Source organism: Streptomyces sp. NBC_00273 (assembly GCF_036178145.1).
Classification (GTDB): domain Bacteria; phylum Actinomycetota; class Actinomycetes; order Streptomycetales; family Streptomycetaceae; genus Streptomyces.
In genome coordinates this window covers 8,295,882-8,314,440 of record NZ_CP108067.1, presented here as the reverse complement: position 1 = coordinate 8,314,440, position 18,559 = coordinate 8,295,882, and the positions used below count along the sequence as shown (strand labels likewise).

Annotated in this window: 15 protein-coding genes; 5 read left to right on the top strand and 10 right to left on the bottom strand. The window is 73.1% G+C overall.

The window, feature by feature from the left end; all coding sequences use genetic code 11:
* Positions 1-18: 18 nt before the first annotated feature.
* The 7 genes from OG386_RS37135 to OG386_RS37105 form a co-directional block, all read right to left on the bottom strand.
* Positions 19-3,957: an amino acid adenylation domain-containing protein gene (locus tag OG386_RS37135; protein WP_328791745.1), complete on the bottom strand. Its 3,939-nt coding sequence runs from the start codon at positions 3,955-3,957 to the stop codon at positions 19-21.
* Between the two features lie 15 nt (positions 3,958-3,972).
* Positions 3,973-5,187: a cytochrome P450 gene (locus OG386_RS37130; protein ID WP_328791744.1), complete on the bottom strand. Its 1,215-nt coding sequence runs from the start codon at positions 5,185-5,187 to the stop codon at positions 3,973-3,975.
* A gap of 1 nt (position 5,188) precedes the next feature.
* Positions 5,189-5,452 carry an MbtH family protein gene (locus OG386_RS37125; RefSeq protein WP_328791743.1) on the bottom strand — a complete coding sequence of 88 codons (264 nt, stop codon included), beginning with the start codon at positions 5,450-5,452 and terminating at the stop codon, positions 5,189-5,191.
* Positions 5,409-6,176, bottom strand: a complete 768-nt coding sequence (locus OG386_RS37120) for a thioesterase II family protein (protein ID WP_328791742.1) — start codon at positions 6,174-6,176, stop codon at positions 5,409-5,411. Before OG386_RS37120 ends, OG386_RS37125 begins: the two co-directional genes overlap by 44 nt.
* A 3-nt stretch (positions 6,177-6,179) precedes the next feature.
* Positions 6,180-8,084, bottom strand: coding sequence for a non-ribosomal peptide synthetase (locus OG386_RS37115; RefSeq protein WP_328791741.1), 1,905 nt, complete (start codon positions 8,082-8,084; stop codon positions 6,180-6,182).
* A complete protein-coding gene (locus OG386_RS37110; protein ID WP_328793494.1) occupies positions 8,081-9,565 on the bottom strand; it encodes an aldehyde dehydrogenase family protein in 1,485 nt (494 codons plus the stop codon). Before OG386_RS37110 ends, OG386_RS37115 begins: the two co-directional genes overlap by 4 nt.
* Positions 9,566-9,720: 155 nt before the next feature.
* Positions 9,721-10,722 carry an AfsR/SARP family transcriptional regulator gene (locus tag OG386_RS37105; protein ID WP_328791740.1) on the bottom strand — a complete coding sequence of 334 codons (1,002 nt, stop codon included), beginning with the start codon at positions 10,720-10,722 and terminating at the stop codon, positions 9,721-9,723.
* A 174-nt stretch (positions 10,723-10,896) separates the two neighbouring features.
* On the opposite strand from OG386_RS37105, the gene OG386_RS37100 reads away from it, so the two are divergent.
* The 3 genes from OG386_RS37100 (at position 10,897) to OG386_RS37090 (ending at position 14,470) form a co-directional block, all read left to right on the top strand.
* Positions 10,897-12,498 carry a tryptophan halogenase family protein gene (locus OG386_RS37100; RefSeq protein WP_328791739.1) on the top strand — a complete coding sequence of 534 codons (1,602 nt, stop codon included), beginning with the start codon at positions 10,897-10,899 and terminating at the stop codon, positions 12,496-12,498.
* 84 nt (positions 12,499-12,582) lie between these two features.
* Positions 12,583-13,203, top strand: a complete 621-nt coding sequence (locus tag OG386_RS37095) for a flavin reductase family protein (protein ID WP_328791738.1) — start codon at positions 12,583-12,585, stop codon at positions 13,201-13,203.
* Positions 13,190-14,470, top strand: a complete 1,281-nt coding sequence (locus tag OG386_RS37090) for a cation:proton antiporter domain-containing protein (RefSeq protein WP_328791737.1) — start codon at positions 13,190-13,192, stop codon at positions 14,468-14,470. Before OG386_RS37095 ends, OG386_RS37090 begins: the two co-directional genes overlap by 14 nt.
* Before the next feature lie 49 nt (positions 14,471-14,519).
* Here OG386_RS37090 and OG386_RS37085 read toward each other — a convergent pair whose 3' ends face one another.
* The 3 genes from OG386_RS37085 to OG386_RS37075 form a co-directional block, all read right to left on the bottom strand.
* Positions 14,520-14,945: a universal stress protein gene (locus tag OG386_RS37085; RefSeq protein ID WP_266599744.1), complete on the bottom strand. Its 426-nt coding sequence runs from the start codon at positions 14,943-14,945 to the stop codon at positions 14,520-14,522.
* 9 nt (positions 14,946-14,954) lie between these two features.
* The gene (locus OG386_RS37080) at positions 14,955-16,481 is read right to left on the bottom strand and encodes an APC family permease (protein ID WP_388616790.1); all 1,527 of its coding nucleotides are present in this window, start codon (positions 16,479-16,481) and stop codon (positions 14,955-14,957) included.
* Between the two features lie 86 nt (positions 16,482-16,567).
* Positions 16,568-17,161 carry a histidine phosphatase family protein gene (locus tag OG386_RS37075; protein ID WP_328791736.1) on the bottom strand — a complete coding sequence of 198 codons (594 nt, stop codon included), beginning with the start codon at positions 17,159-17,161 and terminating at the stop codon, positions 16,568-16,570.
* A gap of 70 nt (positions 17,162-17,231) precedes the next feature.
* On the opposite strand from OG386_RS37075, the gene OG386_RS37070 reads away from it, so the two are divergent.
* Both OG386_RS37070 and OG386_RS37065 read left to right on the top strand, forming a co-directional pair.
* A complete protein-coding gene (locus tag OG386_RS37070) occupies positions 17,232-17,993 on the top strand; it encodes a YoaK family protein (RefSeq protein WP_328791735.1) in 762 nt (253 codons plus the stop codon).
* 25 nt (positions 17,994-18,018) lie between these two features.
* Positions 18,019-18,498 carry an Lrp/AsnC family transcriptional regulator gene (locus tag OG386_RS37065; protein WP_266599738.1) on the top strand — a complete coding sequence of 160 codons (480 nt, stop codon included), beginning with the start codon at positions 18,019-18,021 and terminating at the stop codon, positions 18,496-18,498.
* Positions 18,499-18,559: the final 61 nt, after the last annotated feature.

Here is an 18,559-nt window from a genome sequence, read left to right as displayed (position 1 = left end):
CGGAGCGTGCGGCGGCCGTCAGCGCCTGCGGCGCAGCACCGCGTAGTAGCCGGGCAGCCGCAGGGCGTCGGAATCCGACCTGGGGTCGATCGCGTGCAGTTCCATCGCCTCGTCCTCGACGACCTCCCACCCCTCGGCGCCGAACGCCTCGGCCAGTTCGGGCCGGGTGAAGCGGTGCGAGTGCCGGACACCGGCCGCCTCCAGCGGGCCGACCAGGTCCTCGGCGCGGCCCCGCTTGCCGCCGACGAAGCCGAGGTAGCCGAAGGAGTTGCTGGAGTAGTCGGGCTCGTGCACGATCAGCGTGCCCTCGTCGCCCAGCAGCCGGTCGGCGACCGCGGCGAGCCGGGCCCGGGCCTCGCTGTCCAGGACGTGGAAGACGCCGCGGACGAAGATGTTGTACGGCCCCTCCCCCAGGACGGCGGCCTGCTCGGCGTCGGTCATGTCGATCGCCAGGTAGTCGACGTTCGGCACGCCCTCGGCCTCGCGCTTGGCGTGGTCGATGGCGCTGACCGAGACGTCGACGCCGATGACCGAAGGGTAGTGCGGGGCGAGTTCACGGCTGTAGCGGCCGTTGCCGCAGCCCAGGTCGATGACCGGCAGGCCGCTGTGGAAGTGCCGCCGCGCCTGGTCCAGCAGCCAGCGGAACTCCTCGCCGCTGTCGGCGTCCCAGATGACGTCGCCGCCGCGGCCGGTGCGCCGGATCCCGGCCCAGTACCGCTCCCAGGCGTCGCCGGTGTCGCGCTCCTCGGTCCTGCCGGGGTCGGCGCTCCCTTCGCCGGGCGGCGGGGAGTGGCGCTCCCAGACCTCGTCCTCGGCGAGGGCGTCCAGCAGGGCGGTGAACTCCCCGAACATCGAGTCGATCAGTCCGTCCGGGTAGACGGCGGGCAGGAAGTCCCAGTTGAAGGTGAGGCCGTCGGGCTTCTCGAAGACCTGGAAGTCGAGGGAGACCTGCGGGGTCTGGGAGATGCCGTAGACCGGGGCGCCCAGCTCGGTCTCCTCGTACTGCGGCGGGTGGCCGGCCAGGCTGGTCATCACCACGGGCATGGCCGGGGCGAGGGAGCCGCGCAGTTTGGTCAGCTCGCGCAGCACCTGCACCCCGCTGAAGTAGCGGTGCTCCAGGTCGGCCCAGAGCCGGCGCTGGACGGCTCGGGCCCGTCCGGCGAAGGTGGACTCCGTCTGCTCGACGGCCAGCAGCAGGGTGGTCGTGGTGTCCGCGAGCAGCGAGTTGACCTGCGGGTGCAGCGGAAGGCGGTTGAACAGCGGGAAGTTGATGGTGAACCGGGCCTGTCCGGCGGCCCGGCCGAGGATCTCGGCGTAGGCGGCGGCCAGCACCCCGGAGGGGGTGACCTCGCGGGCGTGCGCGCGCTCCTGGATCCGGCTCCAACGCTCCGGGGCGACGACGTGGCTGCGGCGCTCGAAGCGGACCGGCAGCTCGGGGGCGTCGGCCGGCCGCGCGGGCAGTTCGGGGGCGGGCGGGAGGGTGGCGAGGCGGTCGCGCCAGTACCACTCGGAGCGGCGGTAGAGCTCGCTGTCGCGCAGCGAGTTCCCGACGGCGAGGACGTAGTCGCGGAAGGTCAGCTCCAGCGGGGCGAGTTCCGCACCGGGCTCCACGTAGTAGGTGACGAGGTCCGGGATGAGGACCTGGAAGTAGCTCCAGGCGTCGGCGACGAGGAAGTCCAGGCAGAGGTGGATCCGGGCCCGGCCGCCGCCGAGCAGGCTGATCCGTACGTCGAACAGCGGCCAGGAGTCGCCGTCGAGCACCTGGTGGGACAGCCGCTCGCGCAGCGCGGCCAGCTCGGCCTGCCGGGACTCCTCGTCGAGTCCGCCGAGGTCGGTGACGGGGATCTCGTAGGCCGGGACCTCCTCGAAGACCTGCTGGGTACCGTCGGGCAGGACCCGGGTGCGCAGCGCGTCGTGGCGTTCGACGAGCCGGCGCCAGGCGCCCTCGAAGCGCGGTACGTCGAGCTGCTCGCTCTCCCACTCGAAGTAGCCGTGGCAGCCGACGTTGCCCAGTTCCACGAGCCCGCCGCGGCCGATCCACAGCGCCTGCTGGCTCTCGGTGAGCGGGAAGGGCGCGAAGCGCGCGGCGGGGTCCGGGACGATCGCCGGTAGTCCGCCGAACGAGCCGCGGCCGCCCGTGCGTTCGGTGGTGACGAGGGTGGCGAGCTCGGCGACGGTGGGGCAGGTGGAGAGGTCGGAGAGGCTGAGCTCGACGCCGTAACGGCGGCGGATCTCGTCGATCAGCTGGAAGGCGAGCAGCGAATGCCCGCCCAGCTCGAAGAAGTTGTCGTGGATGCCGACGCCGTCGGTGCGGAACGCCTCGGCCCACAGCCGGCTGAGCCCGTCCTCGACCTCGTTGCGGGGGGCCTCGTAGCCGGTGCCGACCGCGTCGCGGCCCTCCGGGGGCTCGGGCAGGCTGCGCCGGTCGACCTTGCCGTTGGGCAGGCGCGGGAGGGAGGGCAGCACGACGACGGTGGCGGGGACCATGTAGTAGGGCAGGGTGCGGGCGACGTCGGCGCGCACGGCGGCGGAGTCCGGGTCGGCCGCGCCGGCCGGGGACACGTAGGCGATGAGCCGCTTGTCGCCGGGTCCGCGCTCCTGGGTGACGACGACGGCCTCGGCGATGTCGTCGAGGCGGGCGATGTGCGTCTCGACCTCGCCGAGCTCCACGCGGAAGCCGCGGATCTTCACCTGGGAGTCGGACCGGCCGAGGAGTTCGACGGCGCCGTCCTCGCGGCGGCGGGCGAGGTCGCCGGTGTCGTAGAGCACCGGGTGCGGTTCGTCGGGGAGGAAGTTGGGGTGGAACTTCGCGGCGGTGAGCTCTGGGCGGCCGTGGTAGCCGGCCGCGACCCCGGCGCCGGAGACGTGCAGGCGGCCGACCTCGCCGTCGGGCACCGGGCCGCCGTCCTCGTCCAGGAGGTGGACGCGGAGGTTGGCGATGGGCACGCCGACCGGGACCTGCCGGGTGGCGCGGACCTCGTCGGAGGTGGCCTGGCTGGTGAAGTCGACGCCGGCCCCGAGGTCGAGGCAGGACAGGACGTTGGTGGTCTCGGTGGTGCCGTAGGTCATCACGACCCGGAACGGGGTGTCGACGGGCGGCCAGCTGTGGACGCGCTCGGCGGTGGTCACCAGGATCCGCAGCGCGGTGTCCGCGGGCCAGTCCAGGCCCCAGGCGGGCTCGGCCAGGGCGGCCACCAGCATGGTGTGGGTGATGCCCGCGCCGACGAGCCAGTCCCGGATCTGCTCGGGGGTCTGCGCCTGCCCGGCCTCGGGGATGTGGATCGCCGCGCCGGCGGGCAGGTAGGCGAGCCACTCCATGATCTGGACGGCGAAGCCGGGGGTGGACATCCAGGAGGCGCGGTCGCCGGGCCGGACCCCGTAGGCGCGGGTGGTCCAGTGCACGAGGTTGGTGAGTGCGCCGTGCCGTTCCAGGACGGCCTTGGGGGTGCCGGTGGAGCCGGAGGTGTAGATGAGGTGGCTGACGGTGTCGGGTCCGGTCACCACGGCGGGCGCGGTGTCCGGCAGGTCCTGTCCGGTCGTGGCGACCTCGGCCCGGGGGACGTCCTCGGGTATCCGGCGGCCGAGGTCGGCCGGGGTGAGGACGAGCAGCGGGGCGGCGTCGGCGATCATCGCCGCGAGCCGGTCGTCGGGGTTGACCGGGTCGAGGGCGACGATCGCGGCGCCCGTCTTGAGGACGGCGAGGGAGCCGATGACGTACTCGGCGCTGCGCGGGTAGCAGAGGCCGATCCGGGTGCCCTCGGCGGCTCCGCGGGCGATCAGGGCGTGCGCCAGCCGGTTGGTGGCGGCCTCCAACTCGGCGTAGGTCCAGCTGCGGTCGCCCTGCGCGAGGGCGGTGGCCCGGGGGGTGCGGGCGGCCTGTTCGGCGAGGAGCTGCGGATACCCGGCGACGGGGAAGGCGGCGTCCGAACGGTTGAAGTCGACGAGTGCGGTGGTCACAGTGCGGGCCCTTTCTTACTTCGCGAAGGCTCGGCTGCGCAGCAGCCGCACGGGGAGACTGTTGATCCCCCAGGTGAAGTTGGAGGAGTTGAAGGTGACGGGTCCGGCCAGTTCGAAGCCGTCCAGCACGCCGAGCATCTCGGTGAGCAGGGCGCCGAGTTCGAAGCGGGCGAGCCGGGCGCCGAGGCACAGGTGACGGCCGTGCCCGAAGGCGACGTGCCGGTTGGGGCTGCGGTCGACCCGGAAGGCGTGCGGGTCGGCGAAGACGTCCTCGTCACGGTTGGCCGAGACGTTCCACAGCGTCACCCGGGCGCCCTCGGCCACCGGGATCCCGTTGATCTCGGTGTCGCGGACGGCGGTGCGCAGGGCGTGCACCCCGGGGGTGGTCCAGCGCAGGACCTCCTCGACGGCCGGGGCGATGCCGTCGGGTCCGAGGCCGCGCAGCAGCCGCCACTGGTCGGGGTGTTCGGCGAACATGTGGACCGCGCCGGCCGCCGAGTAGCGGGTGGTCTCGTTCGCCCCGGAGAGGACCCCGTTGAGGTTGAAGACGATCTCGTGGTCGCTGAGCGGCCGTTCGACGCCGTCGCCCTCGTCCACGAGGGTGTCGTGGGCGATCTGGCTGACCAGGTCGTCGCCGGGGCGGGCCCGGCGCTCGGCGAGCAGCTCGATGAAGTAGAGGAAGATCTCCGAGTGCGCGTTGGTGCGCACCTCGTCGTCCGGGGAGTCGAAGGCATCGGTGGTCAGGGCCCCGATCCAGGCCCAGTCGGCGCGCGGGATGCCCATCATGGCGCAGACGACCCGGTTGGGCAGCTGCTTGGCGAGGTCGATGAAGTCCAGCTCGTCGCGTTCGGCTGCCTCGGTCACCAGCTCGCCGACCACGTTCTCGACCATCGCCTCCAGGCGCGGCATCTGCTGCGGTCCGAAGGCCTGGTGGAGGGCCCGCTTGAGCCGGGTGTGGTGGGGGACGTCGGAGACGATGAGCATGCGCTGGGCGACGGCGGCGACGGCCGCCGGGTCACTGCCCAGGCGCATCCCGCGCGCCGAACTGAAGGTGTCGCTGTCGGCGTAGACCTCTCTGATGTCGCGGTGCCGGCTCAGCACCCAGAAGCCGCCGTCGTCACTGCCGGGCTCGGGGTGCCAGTGGACGGGCGAGTGGGCGCGCAGCCAGGTGAAGGCGGGCCAGAAGTCGTTGCGCTCGAAGGGGCCCGGGTCGAGCAGGTCGATCTCCATCTCAGGCTCCTCGCAGGCTGAGCGGGCGGGTGTCGGGCCATTGGGCGTCCACGAAGCCGGCGCATTCGTCCTCGGTGCCGTCGAACCCGGCCGGCGTCCAGCCGTCGGGGGTCTCGCGGGTTGCGGGGTACAGCGCGTACTGCCCCTCGTGGTTCACGAGGACCTGGTGGGTGGTGGGCACGGTGTCCTCCGGACTCGGGCGGAAGTGGACGGTCGGGCGCTCAGGCGCCGGTCGTGGTGGGGGCGGGAGCCGGCCGATCGGCACCCGCGGCCCGCAGCAGGGCGGTCAGGTGGTCCAGTACGGGCCGCGGGCGGCGCAGTACGGCGTGGTGGCCGCCCGTGGTGGTGTGCCGGGTGAAGGCGGCGGTGGTGACCGCCGCCCAGCCGTCCAGGTCGGCGGAGGTGACGGTCTCGTCGCCGTCGGCCCCCCAGGCGTGGACGGGCACGCCGAGCCGGACGCCCGGCTCGTGGACGTAGCTCAAGGACAGTTGGGCGTCCTTGCGGAGCATCGCGACCATCAGGGCACGGGTGTCCTCGTCGAGCAGTTCGGGGTCGAGGCCGGCCGTGTCGAAGAGCTTGTCCAGCTCCTCGCCGTCGTCGACGATGCCGCGGCCGGCGCCGTCCCAGTGGCCGGGGGCCCGGCAGCCGCTGACCACCAGGGCCCGCGGGGCGACCCGGCGGGAGACCTCGTAGCCGAGGAGGCCGCCGAAGCTGTGGCCGAAGACGATCAGCGGTCGACCGGTGGCGAGGACGTCCCGCAGTTCCGCGGCGATGGCCAGGACGGCCTCGTCGAAGGTGTCCGGCATCGGGTCCCGCCAGCGGTTCTCCCGGCCCGGCAGCTGTACTCCGTACACCTGGGCGATGCCCGCCAGCTCGGGCTGCCAGGAGCGGAACTGCTGGCAGCCGGCCCCGGCGGGCGGCAGGCACAGCAGCACGGGCAGGGCCCGGTCGGCGGGGTCGGTCGTCCAGGTGGAGATCCAGGCGCCCATGGCTCAGGACCCTTCGGCGGTGTCGTCGGCCGGGTCGGCGGCGGTCGCCTCGCGCTCGGCGGAGAGCCGGTCGAGTTCGGCGGCGAAGTGCCGGGCCGTCGGCTCGGCCAGCAGCGCGCCGAGGCCGATGCGCAGCCCGGTGACGCGGCGCAGTTCCGACACCGCGCGGGCGGCGGCCAGCGAGTGGCCGCCCAGCTCGAAGAAGTCCGCGTCGGGGCCGGGGACCTCGGTGGCGAGCACGTCGGCCCAGACGGCCATCACGATGCGCTCGCTCGTGGTCGGGCCGGCGCCCGGGGCCACCACCGGTGCGTCGGGCGTCCGTTCCGGCGCCGCCAGGGCCTTGGCCAGCGCCTCGCGGTCGGCCTTTCCGGTGCTGAGGGTCGGGATCCGGTCGACCACCCGTACGGTGTGGGGCACCGCGGCCGCGGGCAGCTGCTTGCGGCAGCGTTCCACGACCAGGTCGGCGAGGCCCGCCGGGTCGGCGCCGGGGGCCGCGACCACGGCGAGGCCGAGGGTCTGTCCCGAGGCGAGCGGGCAGCAGGCGGCGGCGACTACCTCGGGGAGTTCGGCGGCGATCCGCTCCACCTCGCCCAGTTCGATGCGGTGGCCGCGGATCTTCACCTGGTCGTCGCGGCGGCCCCGGTACTCCAGTTCGCCGCTCGGCCGGCGGACGACCACGTCTCCGGTGCGGTACATGCGCGTGCCGCCGCCCTGGAAGGGATCGGGCAGGAAGCGGCTCGCGGTGAGTCCGGGACGGCCCCGGTAGCCGCGCGCGACGGCGGGGCCGCCGAGGTAGAGCTCGCCCTCGGTGCCGGCGGGCACCGGGCGGAGCTCCCCGTCCAGGACGTACGCGCGGTAGCCGGGCAGCGGTCGTCCGATGGTGGTCACGTCGTCCCCTCGTCGGCTGTCGGCCCAGGTCGCGGCGATGGTCACCTCCGTCGGCCCGTACACGTTGAGCAGCCGCCGGCCGCGGGCGAACCGCTCCGCCAGCGCGGCCGGGCAGGCCTCTCCGGCGACCACGACCACCTCGGCGGTGTCGATCCCGGCTCCGTGGGCGGCGAGCAGCGACGGGGTGAGGGAGACGGTGCGCAGACCGGCGGGCAGGGGCTCGCGGCCCTCGGCGGCGGCCTGGCGCAGCCCGTCCAGGGAGAGGTCGGTCAGGGCGACCCCCTGGCCGTGCGTCAGGTAGAGCAGGGTGCACCAGAGCCAGCCGTCGAAGGCGGGCGAGACGGCGTTGAGGCCGAGCCCGCCGGGGGGCAGGCCGAGGCCGCCGAGGGCCTCCACGAAGGTGTCCAGGCCCCGGTAGGTGACCTCGACCCCCTTGGGGCGGCCGGTGGTTCCGGAGGTGTAGACGAGGTACGAGCAGCTGTCGGGGGCGGGTACGGACACCGCGAGCGCGCCGGGGGCGCTGCGGCGGACGTCCGCGGGGGCCAGCAGGGTGGTCCCGTCGGCCGCCAGGCCCGTGGGAACCTCGGGGGCGACCAGGACGGCGGCCCCGGCGTCGTGCAGGACGCGGCCGAGGCGCTCGACGGGATGCGCGGGGTCCAGGGGGACGGCGGTCGCGCCGAGGCTCCAGACGGCGAGCAGGGCGGGCACGCTCTCCCGGGACCGGCCGAGCAGCAGTCCGACGGAGGTCTCCGGGCCGACTCCGGCCCCGGCGAGCGCGGTGGCGTACCGGGCGGTGCGGGCGGTGAGCGCCGCATGGGTGAGGGTGCCGTCGAAGGCCTTGACGGCGGTCTCGTTCGGCTGTTCGCGGGTCCACCGCTCCAGGCGGGCGAACAGCGGCGGGAGCGCGCCGTCGGCCGGTCCGGCGGGGCCCGGTTCGGCCCGTGCCGCGCGGGGCGGTGCGTCGTCGGCCGGTACGCCCGGGGCGGTGGCCCCGGCGGACGCGGCGTGCCGGTCGGTCATCCGTCGTTCCTCTCGGTGTCCGTCGGGCGGGCGGCCGCGGTGGCCCGCAGGCGCGGGCCGACCACCTGGCCTCCCGTGCCCTGCGGGAGCTGCATCGACTTGGTCTCCAGGAAGGCCTCCAGTCCGGCGGCGCCGCATTCGCGCCCGATCCCGGACTGCTTGAACCCGCCGAACGGGGCCGCCGGGTTGAACTGGCCGCCGTTCACGTCGACCAGGCCGGAGCGGAAGCGGCGGGCCACCCGTTCGGCGCGGGCGCCGTCGCCGGACCAGACCGCGCCGTGCAACCCGTAGCGGGTTCCGTTGACGATCCGGACCGCTTGGTCCTCGTCGTCGTAGGGGATGACCGAGAGCACCGGCCCGAAGATCTCCTCCTGGCCGATCGTGCTCAGCGGGTCCACGTCGGCGAAGATCGTCGGCTGGACGTAGTAGCCGGTGTCCAGGCCGGCGGGCCGGTCGGGGCCGCCGCGGACCAGCCGGCCGGCGCCCTCCTCGACTCCGCGGCGGACGTAGCCGGTGACGCGGGCGTGCGCGGCGGCGGAGACCAGGGGGCCGAGGTCGGTGGCGGGGTCGCGCGGGTCTCCGGTCACGTACCCGGCCATGGCCTCTCCGGCGAGCCGTACGGCCTCGTCCTGGCGGTCCCTCGGTACCAGCAACCGGCTCCACTGCAGGCAGGTCTGGCCGGTGTTGAAGAGCATCTGGTCGACGGTGGCGGCCACGGACGCGGCCAGGTCGGCGTCGTCGAGGACGAGGCTCGCGTTCTTCCCGCCGAGTTCGAGGTGGACGCGCTTGACGGTGTCGGCGCCGAGGGCGGAGACCTCGCGGCCGGCCCGGGTGGAGCCGGTCAGGGAGACCACGTCGATCAGCGGGTGGGTGACGAGGGCGGTTCCGACGGCGGCGCCGGTGCCGACGACCATGTTGAAGACGCCCGGCGGCAGGTCGGCCTCGGCGATCGCCTCGGCGAGCAGCCGGGCGTGCAGCGGGGTGATCTCGCTCGGCTTGTGCACGACCGTGCAGCCGGCCGCGAGCGCGGGGAGGACCTTCTGCACGGTGAGCAGCAGCGGGGTGTTCCACGGGGTGATGCAGGCGGCCACTCCGGCGGCTTCGCGCACGACGAGCGAATGGCCGACGCGCTCCTCGAAGGCGTAGGAGGCGGCCGTCTCGACGCAGTGCGCCGCCATGCCGAGGGAGAGCCCGACATGGGTCTGGCGGGCCATCCGGGCGGGCGCCCCGACCTCGGCGGTGATGGTCTCGGCGAAGCGGTCGGCCCGGACCTCCATGGCCTCGACGACCCGGCGCAGCAGCGCCGTGCGTTCGCGCACCGGGGTGGCGGCCCAGCGCGGGAAGGCGGCCGCCGCGGCGCGCGCCGCCAGGTCGGCGTCCCGGGCGGTGCCCGCGGGCACGGTGGCCAGGGCGCGCTCGGTGGCGGGGTCGGTGACGACCAGGCGGCCGTCGGCGTCGGAGGCGACCCAGGCGCCGCCGATCCACTGGTCGGTGTAACGGGGCGGTAGGGGGGCCGCGTCGGGCTCGGCCCCGGCGGGTCTGGAGTCCTGTGGCTCGGTCGGCACGGTCAGCACGGTCACGGTGGGGTCCTCACTCGGTCACGGGATCACGGGCTCGCTGAACAGCTGGGTCGGTGTCACGCGGTCGCCTGGTCGGCCGCGCGGGCCAGGGCGGCCGCGGCCCGGTTGTCGGGCCTGGCCCGCCGCACGGGGCGGGCCGGGACGGTCGTACGGGCGTCCGGGCTCCAGGCGGGGGTCCCGGTGCGGCGGGCGGCCGGACGCAGCGCGCGGACCGTGGCGGGCGGGGCGCCGGTCACGGCGGAGACGGGGGCGGAGGCGGCGAAGGCGCGTGCCACGGCCGGGATCAGGGTGGCGAGCAGCCGCTGGGTCTCGTGGCCGGGTGCCACGCCCAACTCGTCGCGCATCCGGCGGGCGCACAGTTCGTACCAGCGCCGGACGCAGGCGAGTTCACCGCGCCGGCCGTGTGCGGCCATCAGCGCGCGGTAGGTCTCCTCGTGATGGCGGTCGATCTCCAGCGTGCGCTTGCAGGTCTCGATCAGTTCCACGAAGTCCTCGCGGGCTTCGGCGTCGGCGCGCAGCACGCCCAGGGCCCGTAGCGCGAGCGCCCTGAGGTACTCGCGCTGTTCGACGACCCAGTCGGCGCTCTCGCCGCGCAGGAACTCGCCGCCGTAGAGGTCGATCGCCGCCCGCAGCCGGGTGCGGGCGAGCGGGGCGTCGCCGGCCGCGGCGGCGCGCAGCCCGGTGTGCACCAGTTCCTGGAAGCGGTCGAGGTCGGACCACAGCCCGGTGATGTGCAGGACGTAGCCGAAGTCCCGGTAGTCCAGCCGGATCCCCGAGTCGCCGGGGCGGTCGGGGTGGGCGTCGAGCACCCGGCGCAGTGCGTGGGCGGCGACCTTCAAGGAGCTGCCCGCCGCGGCGTCGGCGCCGGGCCACAGGGACGCGTAGAGCCGGTCGCGGGTGAGCATTTGGCCGCGGTGGACCACGAGGTACTGGAACAGGCCACGGGCCTTGCCGGCCCGCCAGCGCTGGACGGGGGCTCCGTTGACGGTCAGCTCGAAGTCACCCAGGAAGCGGACCCGTACCGCCGGCCCCGCTGTCCCGTCCGCTGCGGTGGTCATCGCGTCCTCCCGGTGGTTTTCAGCCTGCCGCTCTGCCTGCGAGGAGTGTGTCCGGGGGGTCTACAACGGCCCTACAACGGCTGGATCCGATCGCTGTAGGGCGGTAATAGGGCGTTTTTCGACACTGATGAGCACGACCACCCGAACCGCCGAATCCGAAATGAGGGCTGTTTCATGACCAGCAGCGACACACGGCTTCAGAAGGTCGTCATCCTGGGCGGCGGCACGGCCGGCTGGATGACCGCCGCATACCTCGGAAAGGCGCTGCAGGGAACGGTCGACATCACCGTGCTCGAAGCGCCGACGATCCCGCGCATCGGCGTCGGCGAGGCCACCGTGCCCAACCTCCAGCGTTCCTTCTTCGACTACCTGGGCATCGCCGAGGACGAGTGGATGCGGGAGTGCAACGCGAGCTTCAAGATGGCGGTTCGCTTCGTCAACTGGCGGACCGACGGGCAGGGCGAGTCGGCGGCCCGCGAGCTGCCGGGCGGCGGTCCGGACCACTTCTACCACCCGTTCGGACTGCTCCCCGACTACGACCAGACCCCGTTGTCGCACTACTGGTTCAAGCGCAAGTACGAGGGCCGCACCACCGAGCCGTTCGACTACGCCTGCTTCCGCGAGCCCCCGGTGATGGACGCGATGAAGGCCCCGCGCTGGCTCGACGGCCGGCCGGCCACCCGGTACGCCTGGCACTTCGACGCCCAGCTGGTGGCCGACTACCTGCGCCGGTTCAGCACCGAGAAGCAGGGCGTGAACCACGTACAGGACGAGATGGTGCGGGTCGAACAGGACGAGCGCGGCTACGTGACCGCGCTGCACACCAAGGGTGGACTGGCCCTGGACGCGGACCTGTTCGTGGACTGCTCGGGCTTCCGCGGCCTGCTGATCAACCAGGCGATGCAGGAGCCCTTCATCGACATGAGCGACCACCTGCTGTGCGACAGCGCGGTCGCGACCGCCGTCCCGCACGACGACGAGGCGAACGGTGTGGAGCCGTACACCTCGGCGATCGCCATGTCGTCCGGCTGGGCCTGGAAGATCCCCATGCTGGGACGCTTCGGCACCGGCTACGTGTACTCCAGCAAGTTCGCCGACCAGGACACCGCCACCCGCGAGTTCGCGGACATGTGGGGCCTGGACGTGGAGGAGACGAAGTTCAACCACATCCGCTTCCGCGTCGGCCGCAACCGCCGCGCGTGGGTGAAGAACGTCGTCAGCATCGGCCTGTCCTCCTGCTTCCTGGAGCCGCTGGAGTCGACCGGCATCTACTTCATCACCGCCGCGATCTACCAGCTGGCCAAGCACTTCCCGGACAAGACCTTCAACGACGGCCTGATCAACAGCTTCAACCACGAGATCGAGGTGATGTTCGACGACACCCGCGACTTCATCCAGGCACACTTCTTCTACGCCCCGCGCAACGACACGCCGTTCTGGCAGGCCAACAAGAAGCTGGTCCTCCCGGACAACATCCAGCAGAAGATCTCCGCCTACAAGGCGGGCCTGCCCATCAACTCGCCGATCACCGACGAGTCGACGTACTACGGCAACTTCGAGGCCGAGTTCCGCAACTTCTGGACCAACGGCAGCTACTACTGCATCTTCGCGGGCCTCGGCCTGGAGCCGGACGCCCCGCTGCCCTCCCTGGCGCACCGGCCGGACTCGGTGGCCGCTGCCGAACCCCTCTTCGACGCGGTCAAGCGCCAGCAGCAGAACCTGCTGGAGACGCTGCCCAGTGCCTACGACTACCTGCGCCAGCTGCACGGCGCGTAAGGCCCACCGCTCCCACGGCCCGGCAGTACGGCTCTCCCGCCGGCTGCCGGGCCGCAGTTGCTTCAGCCACCTCAGGAGTCAGACATGCCCCACCGCTCCGTGCCCCATCCCGCCGCACCGGACGAGTCGGCCGGGGTCCAGCCGGCGGACCTCCGTCCCTTCATGGCAGCCTTCCCCACCGGCGTGTCCGTCGTCACCACTCTGGACGGCGAATCCGTGCCGCACGGCCTGACCTGCACCTCCCTCGCGAGCGTGGCCCTCGAGCCGGCGACCCTCGTGGTGTGCGTACGGGCGGCGAGCCCGACCCTGGCGGTGCTGCTCGCCGAGGGCCACTTCGCCCTCAACCTGCTGCACGAGCGGGCCCGCAGTACCTCGGACCTGTTCGCCTCCGGGGCGCCCGACCGTTTCGACCACGTCGAGTGGCGGCTGCCGCTGGGCGCGGGCGGACCGCACCTGACCGCGGACGCGCACGCGGTCGCGGACTGCGCCGTGGTCAGAACCGTCGGCTTCGGGGACCACACGGCCGTCTTCGCCGAGGTCCGCCGCGTGACCGTACGGGACGACCCGGAACCCCTGCTCTACGGGCTGCGCCGGTACGCCCCTTGGTCCGCGGCGGCCGCCGCCCCGCAGCCGGCGGCGCACCGCGACCTGCCCACGGCCCTGCGCCCCGCCACACCCGATGGAGGTACCCGTGTCATCCGTTGACCCGCTGCCCGCCCTGCTGGTCGCCGTTCCGGTGGTGATCCTGGCCAGCCAGGCGGGGGCCGCCGTCTGCCGCCGGATCGGCCAGCCCCCCGTGGTGGGCGAGATCGCCACCGGCATCCTGCTGGGGCCCTCGTTGCTGGGCTGGCTCTGGCCGCAGGCCCAGCACGCGCTCTTCCCGGCGTCCGTGCTGCCGTACACCTCGGTGCTCGGACAGCTCGGGCTGCTCGCCTTCATGTTCCTGGTCGGGCTGGAGCTGGACCTGAAGAGCCTGCGCGGTCACACCCGGGTCGCGGTGGCGGTGAGCCAGGCGGGCATGCTGCTGCCGCTGGGGCTGGGCGCGCTCCTGGCGGTCGCGATGTACGGCGGGTTCGCACCCGAGGGGGTGGGCCGCATGCCGTTCACCCTGTTCATGGCCGTGGCCATGGCCATCACCGCGTTCCCGGTCCTCGCCCGGATCCTCATCGACCGGGGCCTGTACGGGACTCCGCTCGGGGCGCTCGCCATGGCCTGCGCGGCCGTGGACGACGTCGTCGCATGGTGCCTGCTGGCCCTGGTGGTGGCCCTCTCCACGGCCGGGTCCCCGATGGAGGCGGCCACCACGGCCGGCCTCGCCGTGGCCTTCGCGCTGGTCATGCTGTACGCGGTGAAACCGCTGCTGGCCCGCTGGTCGGCCCGCGCCGACCGGGCCGGCGACGCGGCGGTGCTGGTGGCGCTCTTCAGCGGGCTGAGCCTGTCCGCGCTGGCCACCGACCTGATCGGCGTGCACGCGCTGTTCGGGGCGTTCCTGTTCGGGGTGGTCACCCCGCGCACCGGGCAGCGCATCGAGGCTTCGGCGGCCCGGCTGCGCGCGTTCACGGTGCCCGTGCTGCTGCCCCTGTTCTTCGTGCACACGGGACTGCGCACGGACATCGGGGGCCTGACGGCCTCGCCCGAACTGTGGCTGTGGACGGCCGCGATCCTCTTCGTCGCCTTCCTCGGCAAGTGGGGCGGCGCGGCGGGTGCGGCGCGCGCCTGTGGAAGATCGTGGCGGGAGGCCCTGTCGATCGGGGCCCTGATGAACTGCCGGGGGCTGACCGAGCTGGTGGTGCTCAACGTCGGTCTGGAACTCGGCGTCATCGGGTCGCAGCTGTTCACCATGCTGGTGCTAATGGCCCTGGTGACGACGGCGATCACCAGCCCGGCCCTGACCCGGTTGCGCGCCGGGAAGGAGGCGGGCCGCCGGGCCCCCGCGCAGGCCGAGGCCGAGAGCGCCCTCTCCGGGCCCTGACGGGCGGGCCGGTTCCGGAGGGTGCCCGCCCCGGTCGCACCACGGCCGTTCAGGCACCCTCCGGCCCGGTCGGTACGCACAGCACCGGGATCGGCGACAGGTGCAGAAGCTTGTGCGGGGTGGAGCCGAGCAGCGCTCCGCGCATCGGGCTGTCGCCCCAGCTGCCGACGATGATGACGCGGGCCCGGTGCCGCTCGGCGGACTCCAGCAGGGCCTGCGCGGGCTTCTCGTCGGCCACCTCGACCGTGGAGGGCACCCCGGCCGCGTCGGCCGCCTCGACGGCGTGCGCGAGCGCGCTGCGGCCCGCCTGGCGGACGGCTTCGCGGTGCGCGCGGGACTCCTCGCCGGTGGGGCCCGGGGCGGCCGCACCGTAGACGAGGACGAGGGGCTCGCCGAAGGCGGTGGCCACCTCCAGCGCCACCTGCAGGGCCCGTTCCGCGCCAGGAGATTCGTCGTATCCGAGGACTACGGACATCGGGGACTCCTAGGACTGGTGCTTCCCTGCGTGGACGAGTTCCGGGTCGACGACGCCGCGGCGCTCCTGCCAGAACCTGCCGTCCTGGACCCGCCAGAAGCACATGACGGCCACGCCCACGAGCGCGATGCCGATGCCGATGACCAGGGGCGGACCGAGCCCGAACCAGGAGACCCCGCTGGCGGAGTTCTCCGGGTTGGACATGTCGCCGATCGACTCCACCAGCAGCCAGGTCAGCAGGCCGGCTCCGACCACCGGGCCGAGGCCGATCAGGAAGAAGTTGTGCGGGTTCTCGAACAGGTGGCGGCGGTAGTAGATGGCGCAGGCCAGACCGGTGAGCGCGTAGTAGAAGGCGATGAGCAGGGAGAGCGCGGTGAGCGAGTCGAGGAGCGCGTTCTCGCTGATCTGGTTGACGATCAGGTACCAGCCGATGGCGATGCCGGCCACCCACCACGTGCTCACGTCCGGGGTGCGGAACCGCGGGTGGATGTGGGCGAGCCCGTGCGGCAGCGCGTGCCGGCGGGCCATGGACAGGGCGGTGCGGGAGGCGGGGATGATCGTGGTCTGGGTGGAGGCGAGCGCCGAGGTGCAGACGGCGAGGAGCACCACCCAGTCCCAGCCGCCCATGACCTCGTGGGCGAGGACCGCGAAGATGGCCTCCTCCTCGCCCGCGTTCTCGGCGAGGTAGACAGTGCCCGCGTAGGCGACGACCGCGAAGCCCACGGACAGGTAGGTGACCAGGAGGATCACGGTCGACCACAGGCCCGCCTTGCCGGGTGCCGTGGCCGAGTTCTCCACCTCCTCGGTGAGGTTGACCGCGGACTCCCAGCCCCAGTACATGAACACGCCGAGCAGCAGCCCGCCCGTGAGCGCGGCGCCACCTGCACCGAAGGGGTTGAGCCAGCTGAGGGAGGGCTCGATCGATTCGAGGGTGCTGGTGTCGGCGTAGACGCGGTAGATGGCGACCACGGCGAAGGCCAGCAGGAAGAAGACCTGGGCGAGGATGAGGATGTCCTGGAGGTGGGCCGAGAGCTCGGTGCCGATGACGCAGATGCCGGTCATGGCGAGGATCACCACGACGGTGAGGCCCTGTCGGATCCAGGCGTTGGCGGCCCAGCTGTCGAGTCCGAAGGCGAGCAGGCCGAAGTTCACGGCGACGTCGGCCAGTGAGCCGATGACGAGGACGCCGGTCATGGCGATGGCCCAGCCACCGAGCCAGCCGGCCCACGGGCCCATGGCCCGGGTGACCCACGAGAAGGTCGTCCCGCAGTCCTGGTCCACCTTGTTGAGGTAGTAGAAGGCGGCGGCGATGAGCAGCATCGGGACGAAGGAGGCCAGCATCACGCCCGGTGCGTAGATCCCGACCAGCGCGACGATCGGCCCGAGGACGGCGGCCAGGGAGTAGGCGGGCGAGGTGGAGTTCAGGCCGATGACGAGCGCGTCGAGGAATCCGATCGCGTTGGCCTTGAGCCTCGCGTCCTTGCCCTCCGGTCCGGCGCCCGCATCGCCGTCGTCCATGTACGAGTCGTGACCCATGTACGAATGGTCACGCAGTCGGCACCGCCGCGCGAGGCGAGGCGGTGCCGGTCGGACCCCGGGCCGGGCCTCGGTCAGGGCGTCGGTCAGGGGCGGGTGTTCCAGCCCGCGATCACCGGGAGGCCGTGCTCCGTGGAGAGCACGCTGACGGTGCCGGTGCGCAGCAGGAACAGCCGGCCGTGCTCGGGCTCCAGGCGCAGGTAGCGGGCGGTGAGGACGCGCAGGAAGTGGCCGTGGGCGACGAGCACCACGTCGCCGCCGTCCGCGCGGAGGACGGGGGCGACGCGGGCCAGGGCCCGGTCGGCGCGGGCACCCACCTGGGCGGCGCTCTCCCCCGGATGGTCGCCGTCGCCGGGCAGCACGCCGTGGGTCCACAGGGACCAGTCCGGCGTGGTCTGCTGGATCTCCGCGGTGGTGATCCCCTCGTAGCCGCCGTAGTCCCATTCGTACAGGTCGGGGTCGGGTTCGCCGCCGGTGAGCCCGGCGAGCTCGGCGGTGGCGACGGCCCGGCGCAGCGGGCTGGTCAGCACCAGGGCCGGCTGCCGGTCGCGGAAGAAGGGGGCCAGTGAGATGGCCTCCTCGACCCCTCGTGCGGTCAGTGGAAGGTCAGTGCGCCCGGTGTGGCGCCCGTTCGCGCTCCAGGCGGTCTCGCCGTGCCTCACCAGCAACAGGTCACTCATCCTCGGGACCCTATGCGCTCCGGCATGTCGGTGCCGGAGCACCCGGGTGGGCGTGTCACTGTCGGGCGTGATGGACGAGACCCGGGAGGCCGGGCGGACGGCCGGTTCACCGCTGCTCCCGCCGCGCATGCCCGCGCTGATGATCGTACTGACCTGGGTGACCGGGATGGTGGAGGCGGCGAGCCTACTGGCGCTGGGGCCGGCCTTCACGGCGATGCAAACGGGCAACGTGCTGTTCCTGGCCTTCGGCGCGGCCGGGGCGGGGAGGCTGGAGACGCTCGCTCCGGGGGTCTCCCTGGCCGCGTTCGTCGTCGGGGTGGTCTGCGGGTCGCATCTGGAGTCCGTGACCGAGGTCCGCGGGAGGCGCTGGTTCGTCATCGGCCTGATCGCCGAGGCGGGGCTGATCCTGGCCGCCGCGGGCATCGGCTGGGGGCTGGCGCCGCAGTACGGATCCCCGGCGCCGCGGCATCTGGCGACGACGGCGGTGCTGGCCCTGGCGATGGGGTTGCGCAACACCACGATCATGCGGGCGAACGTGCCGGGCGTACCGACGACGCTGGTCACCCGGTCCATGACCGCCTTCCTGGGTGCTTCGTCCATGGGGCGGGAGAACACCTACGGGTTCGGAACGGCCGGCTGGAGGCTGCGCGGCCTCTCCGTCCTGGCGATGTTCGCCGGCGGGTTCCTCGGGGCACTGCTGCTGCGGGCCGGTTGGACCGTGGGCTGGCTGCTGCTGCCGGCCGCCGCGACGGTGTTGGTCGTGGGCCTGCTCTACCTGAACCAGCCCGGGCTGCACACGGACCGGGCCCCTGGCCGGGAACGACCGGGGTGAACGGGGCCATTGGTACAGTCGGGGCGTGGCGGTGGACGAGCTCGACACCAGAATCCTGCGCCTGCTGATCGAGCAGCCGCGCACCAGTGTCCGCGAGTACGCCCGGATCCTGGGCGTGGCGCGCGGCACCCTACAGGCGCGGCTGGACCGGCTGGAGCGCACGGGCGTGATCACCGGAACCGGGCCGGTGCTCTCCCCGGCCGCCCTGGGCCATCCCGTGCTGGCCTTCGTGCACATCGAGGTCACCCAGGGCCATCTGGACGACGTGGGTGACGCGCTGGCCGCCGTGCCCGAGATCATCGAGGCCTTCTCGATCACCGGCGGCGGGGACCTGCTGACCCGCGTGGCGGCCCGGGACAACGGGCACTTGGAGGACGTGATCCAGCGGCTGATCCAGCTCCCGGGCGTGGTCCGCACCCGCACGGAAGTGGCGCTGCGCGAGCGGGTGCCGCACCGGCTGCTGCCGCTGGTCGAATCCGTGGGCAGAAATGCCAACAAAACCTGACAGGATGCCCGACAGGACGCCTGACAGGATGGCGGGACAGGACACGAGCGGCAGGACGGGC

Bases quoted from the DNA above. Each gene is read 5' to 3' on its own strand.
- OG386_RS37095 (WP_328791738.1), top strand. From the start codon at position 12,583: ATGCCCCACCGCTCCGTGCCCCATCCCGCCGCACCGGACGAGTCGGCC.
- OG386_RS37070 (WP_328791735.1), top strand. From the start codon at position 17,232: ATGGACGAGACCCGGGAGGCCGGGCGGACGGCCGGTTCACCGCTGCTC.
- OG386_RS37080 (WP_388616790.1), bottom strand. From the start codon at position 16,481: ATGGGTCACGACTCGTACATGGACGACGGCGATGCGGGCGCCGGACCG.
- OG386_RS37085 (WP_266599744.1), bottom strand. From the start codon at position 14,945: ATGTCCGTAGTCCTCGGATACGACGAATCTCCTGGCGCGGAACGGGCC.
- OG386_RS37075 (WP_328791736.1), bottom strand. From the start codon at position 17,161: ATGAGTGACCTGTTGCTGGTGAGGCACGGCGAGACCGCCTGGAGCGCG.
- OG386_RS37100 (WP_328791739.1), top strand. From the start codon at position 10,897: ATGACCAGCAGCGACACACGGCTTCAGAAGGTCGTCATCCTGGGCGGC.
- OG386_RS37130 (WP_328791744.1), bottom strand. From the start codon at position 5,187: ATGGAGATCGACCTGCTCGACCCGGGCCCCTTCGAGCGCAACGACTTC.
- OG386_RS37120 (WP_328791742.1), bottom strand. From the start codon at position 6,176: ATGGGCGCCTGGATCTCCACCTGGACGACCGACCCCGCCGACCGGGCC.
- OG386_RS37105 (WP_328791740.1), bottom strand. From the start codon at position 10,722: ATGACCACCGCAGCGGACGGGACAGCGGGGCCGGCGGTACGGGTCCGC.
- OG386_RS37115 (WP_328791741.1), bottom strand. From the start codon at position 8,084: ATGACCGACCGGCACGCCGCGTCCGCCGGGGCCACCGCCCCGGGCGTA.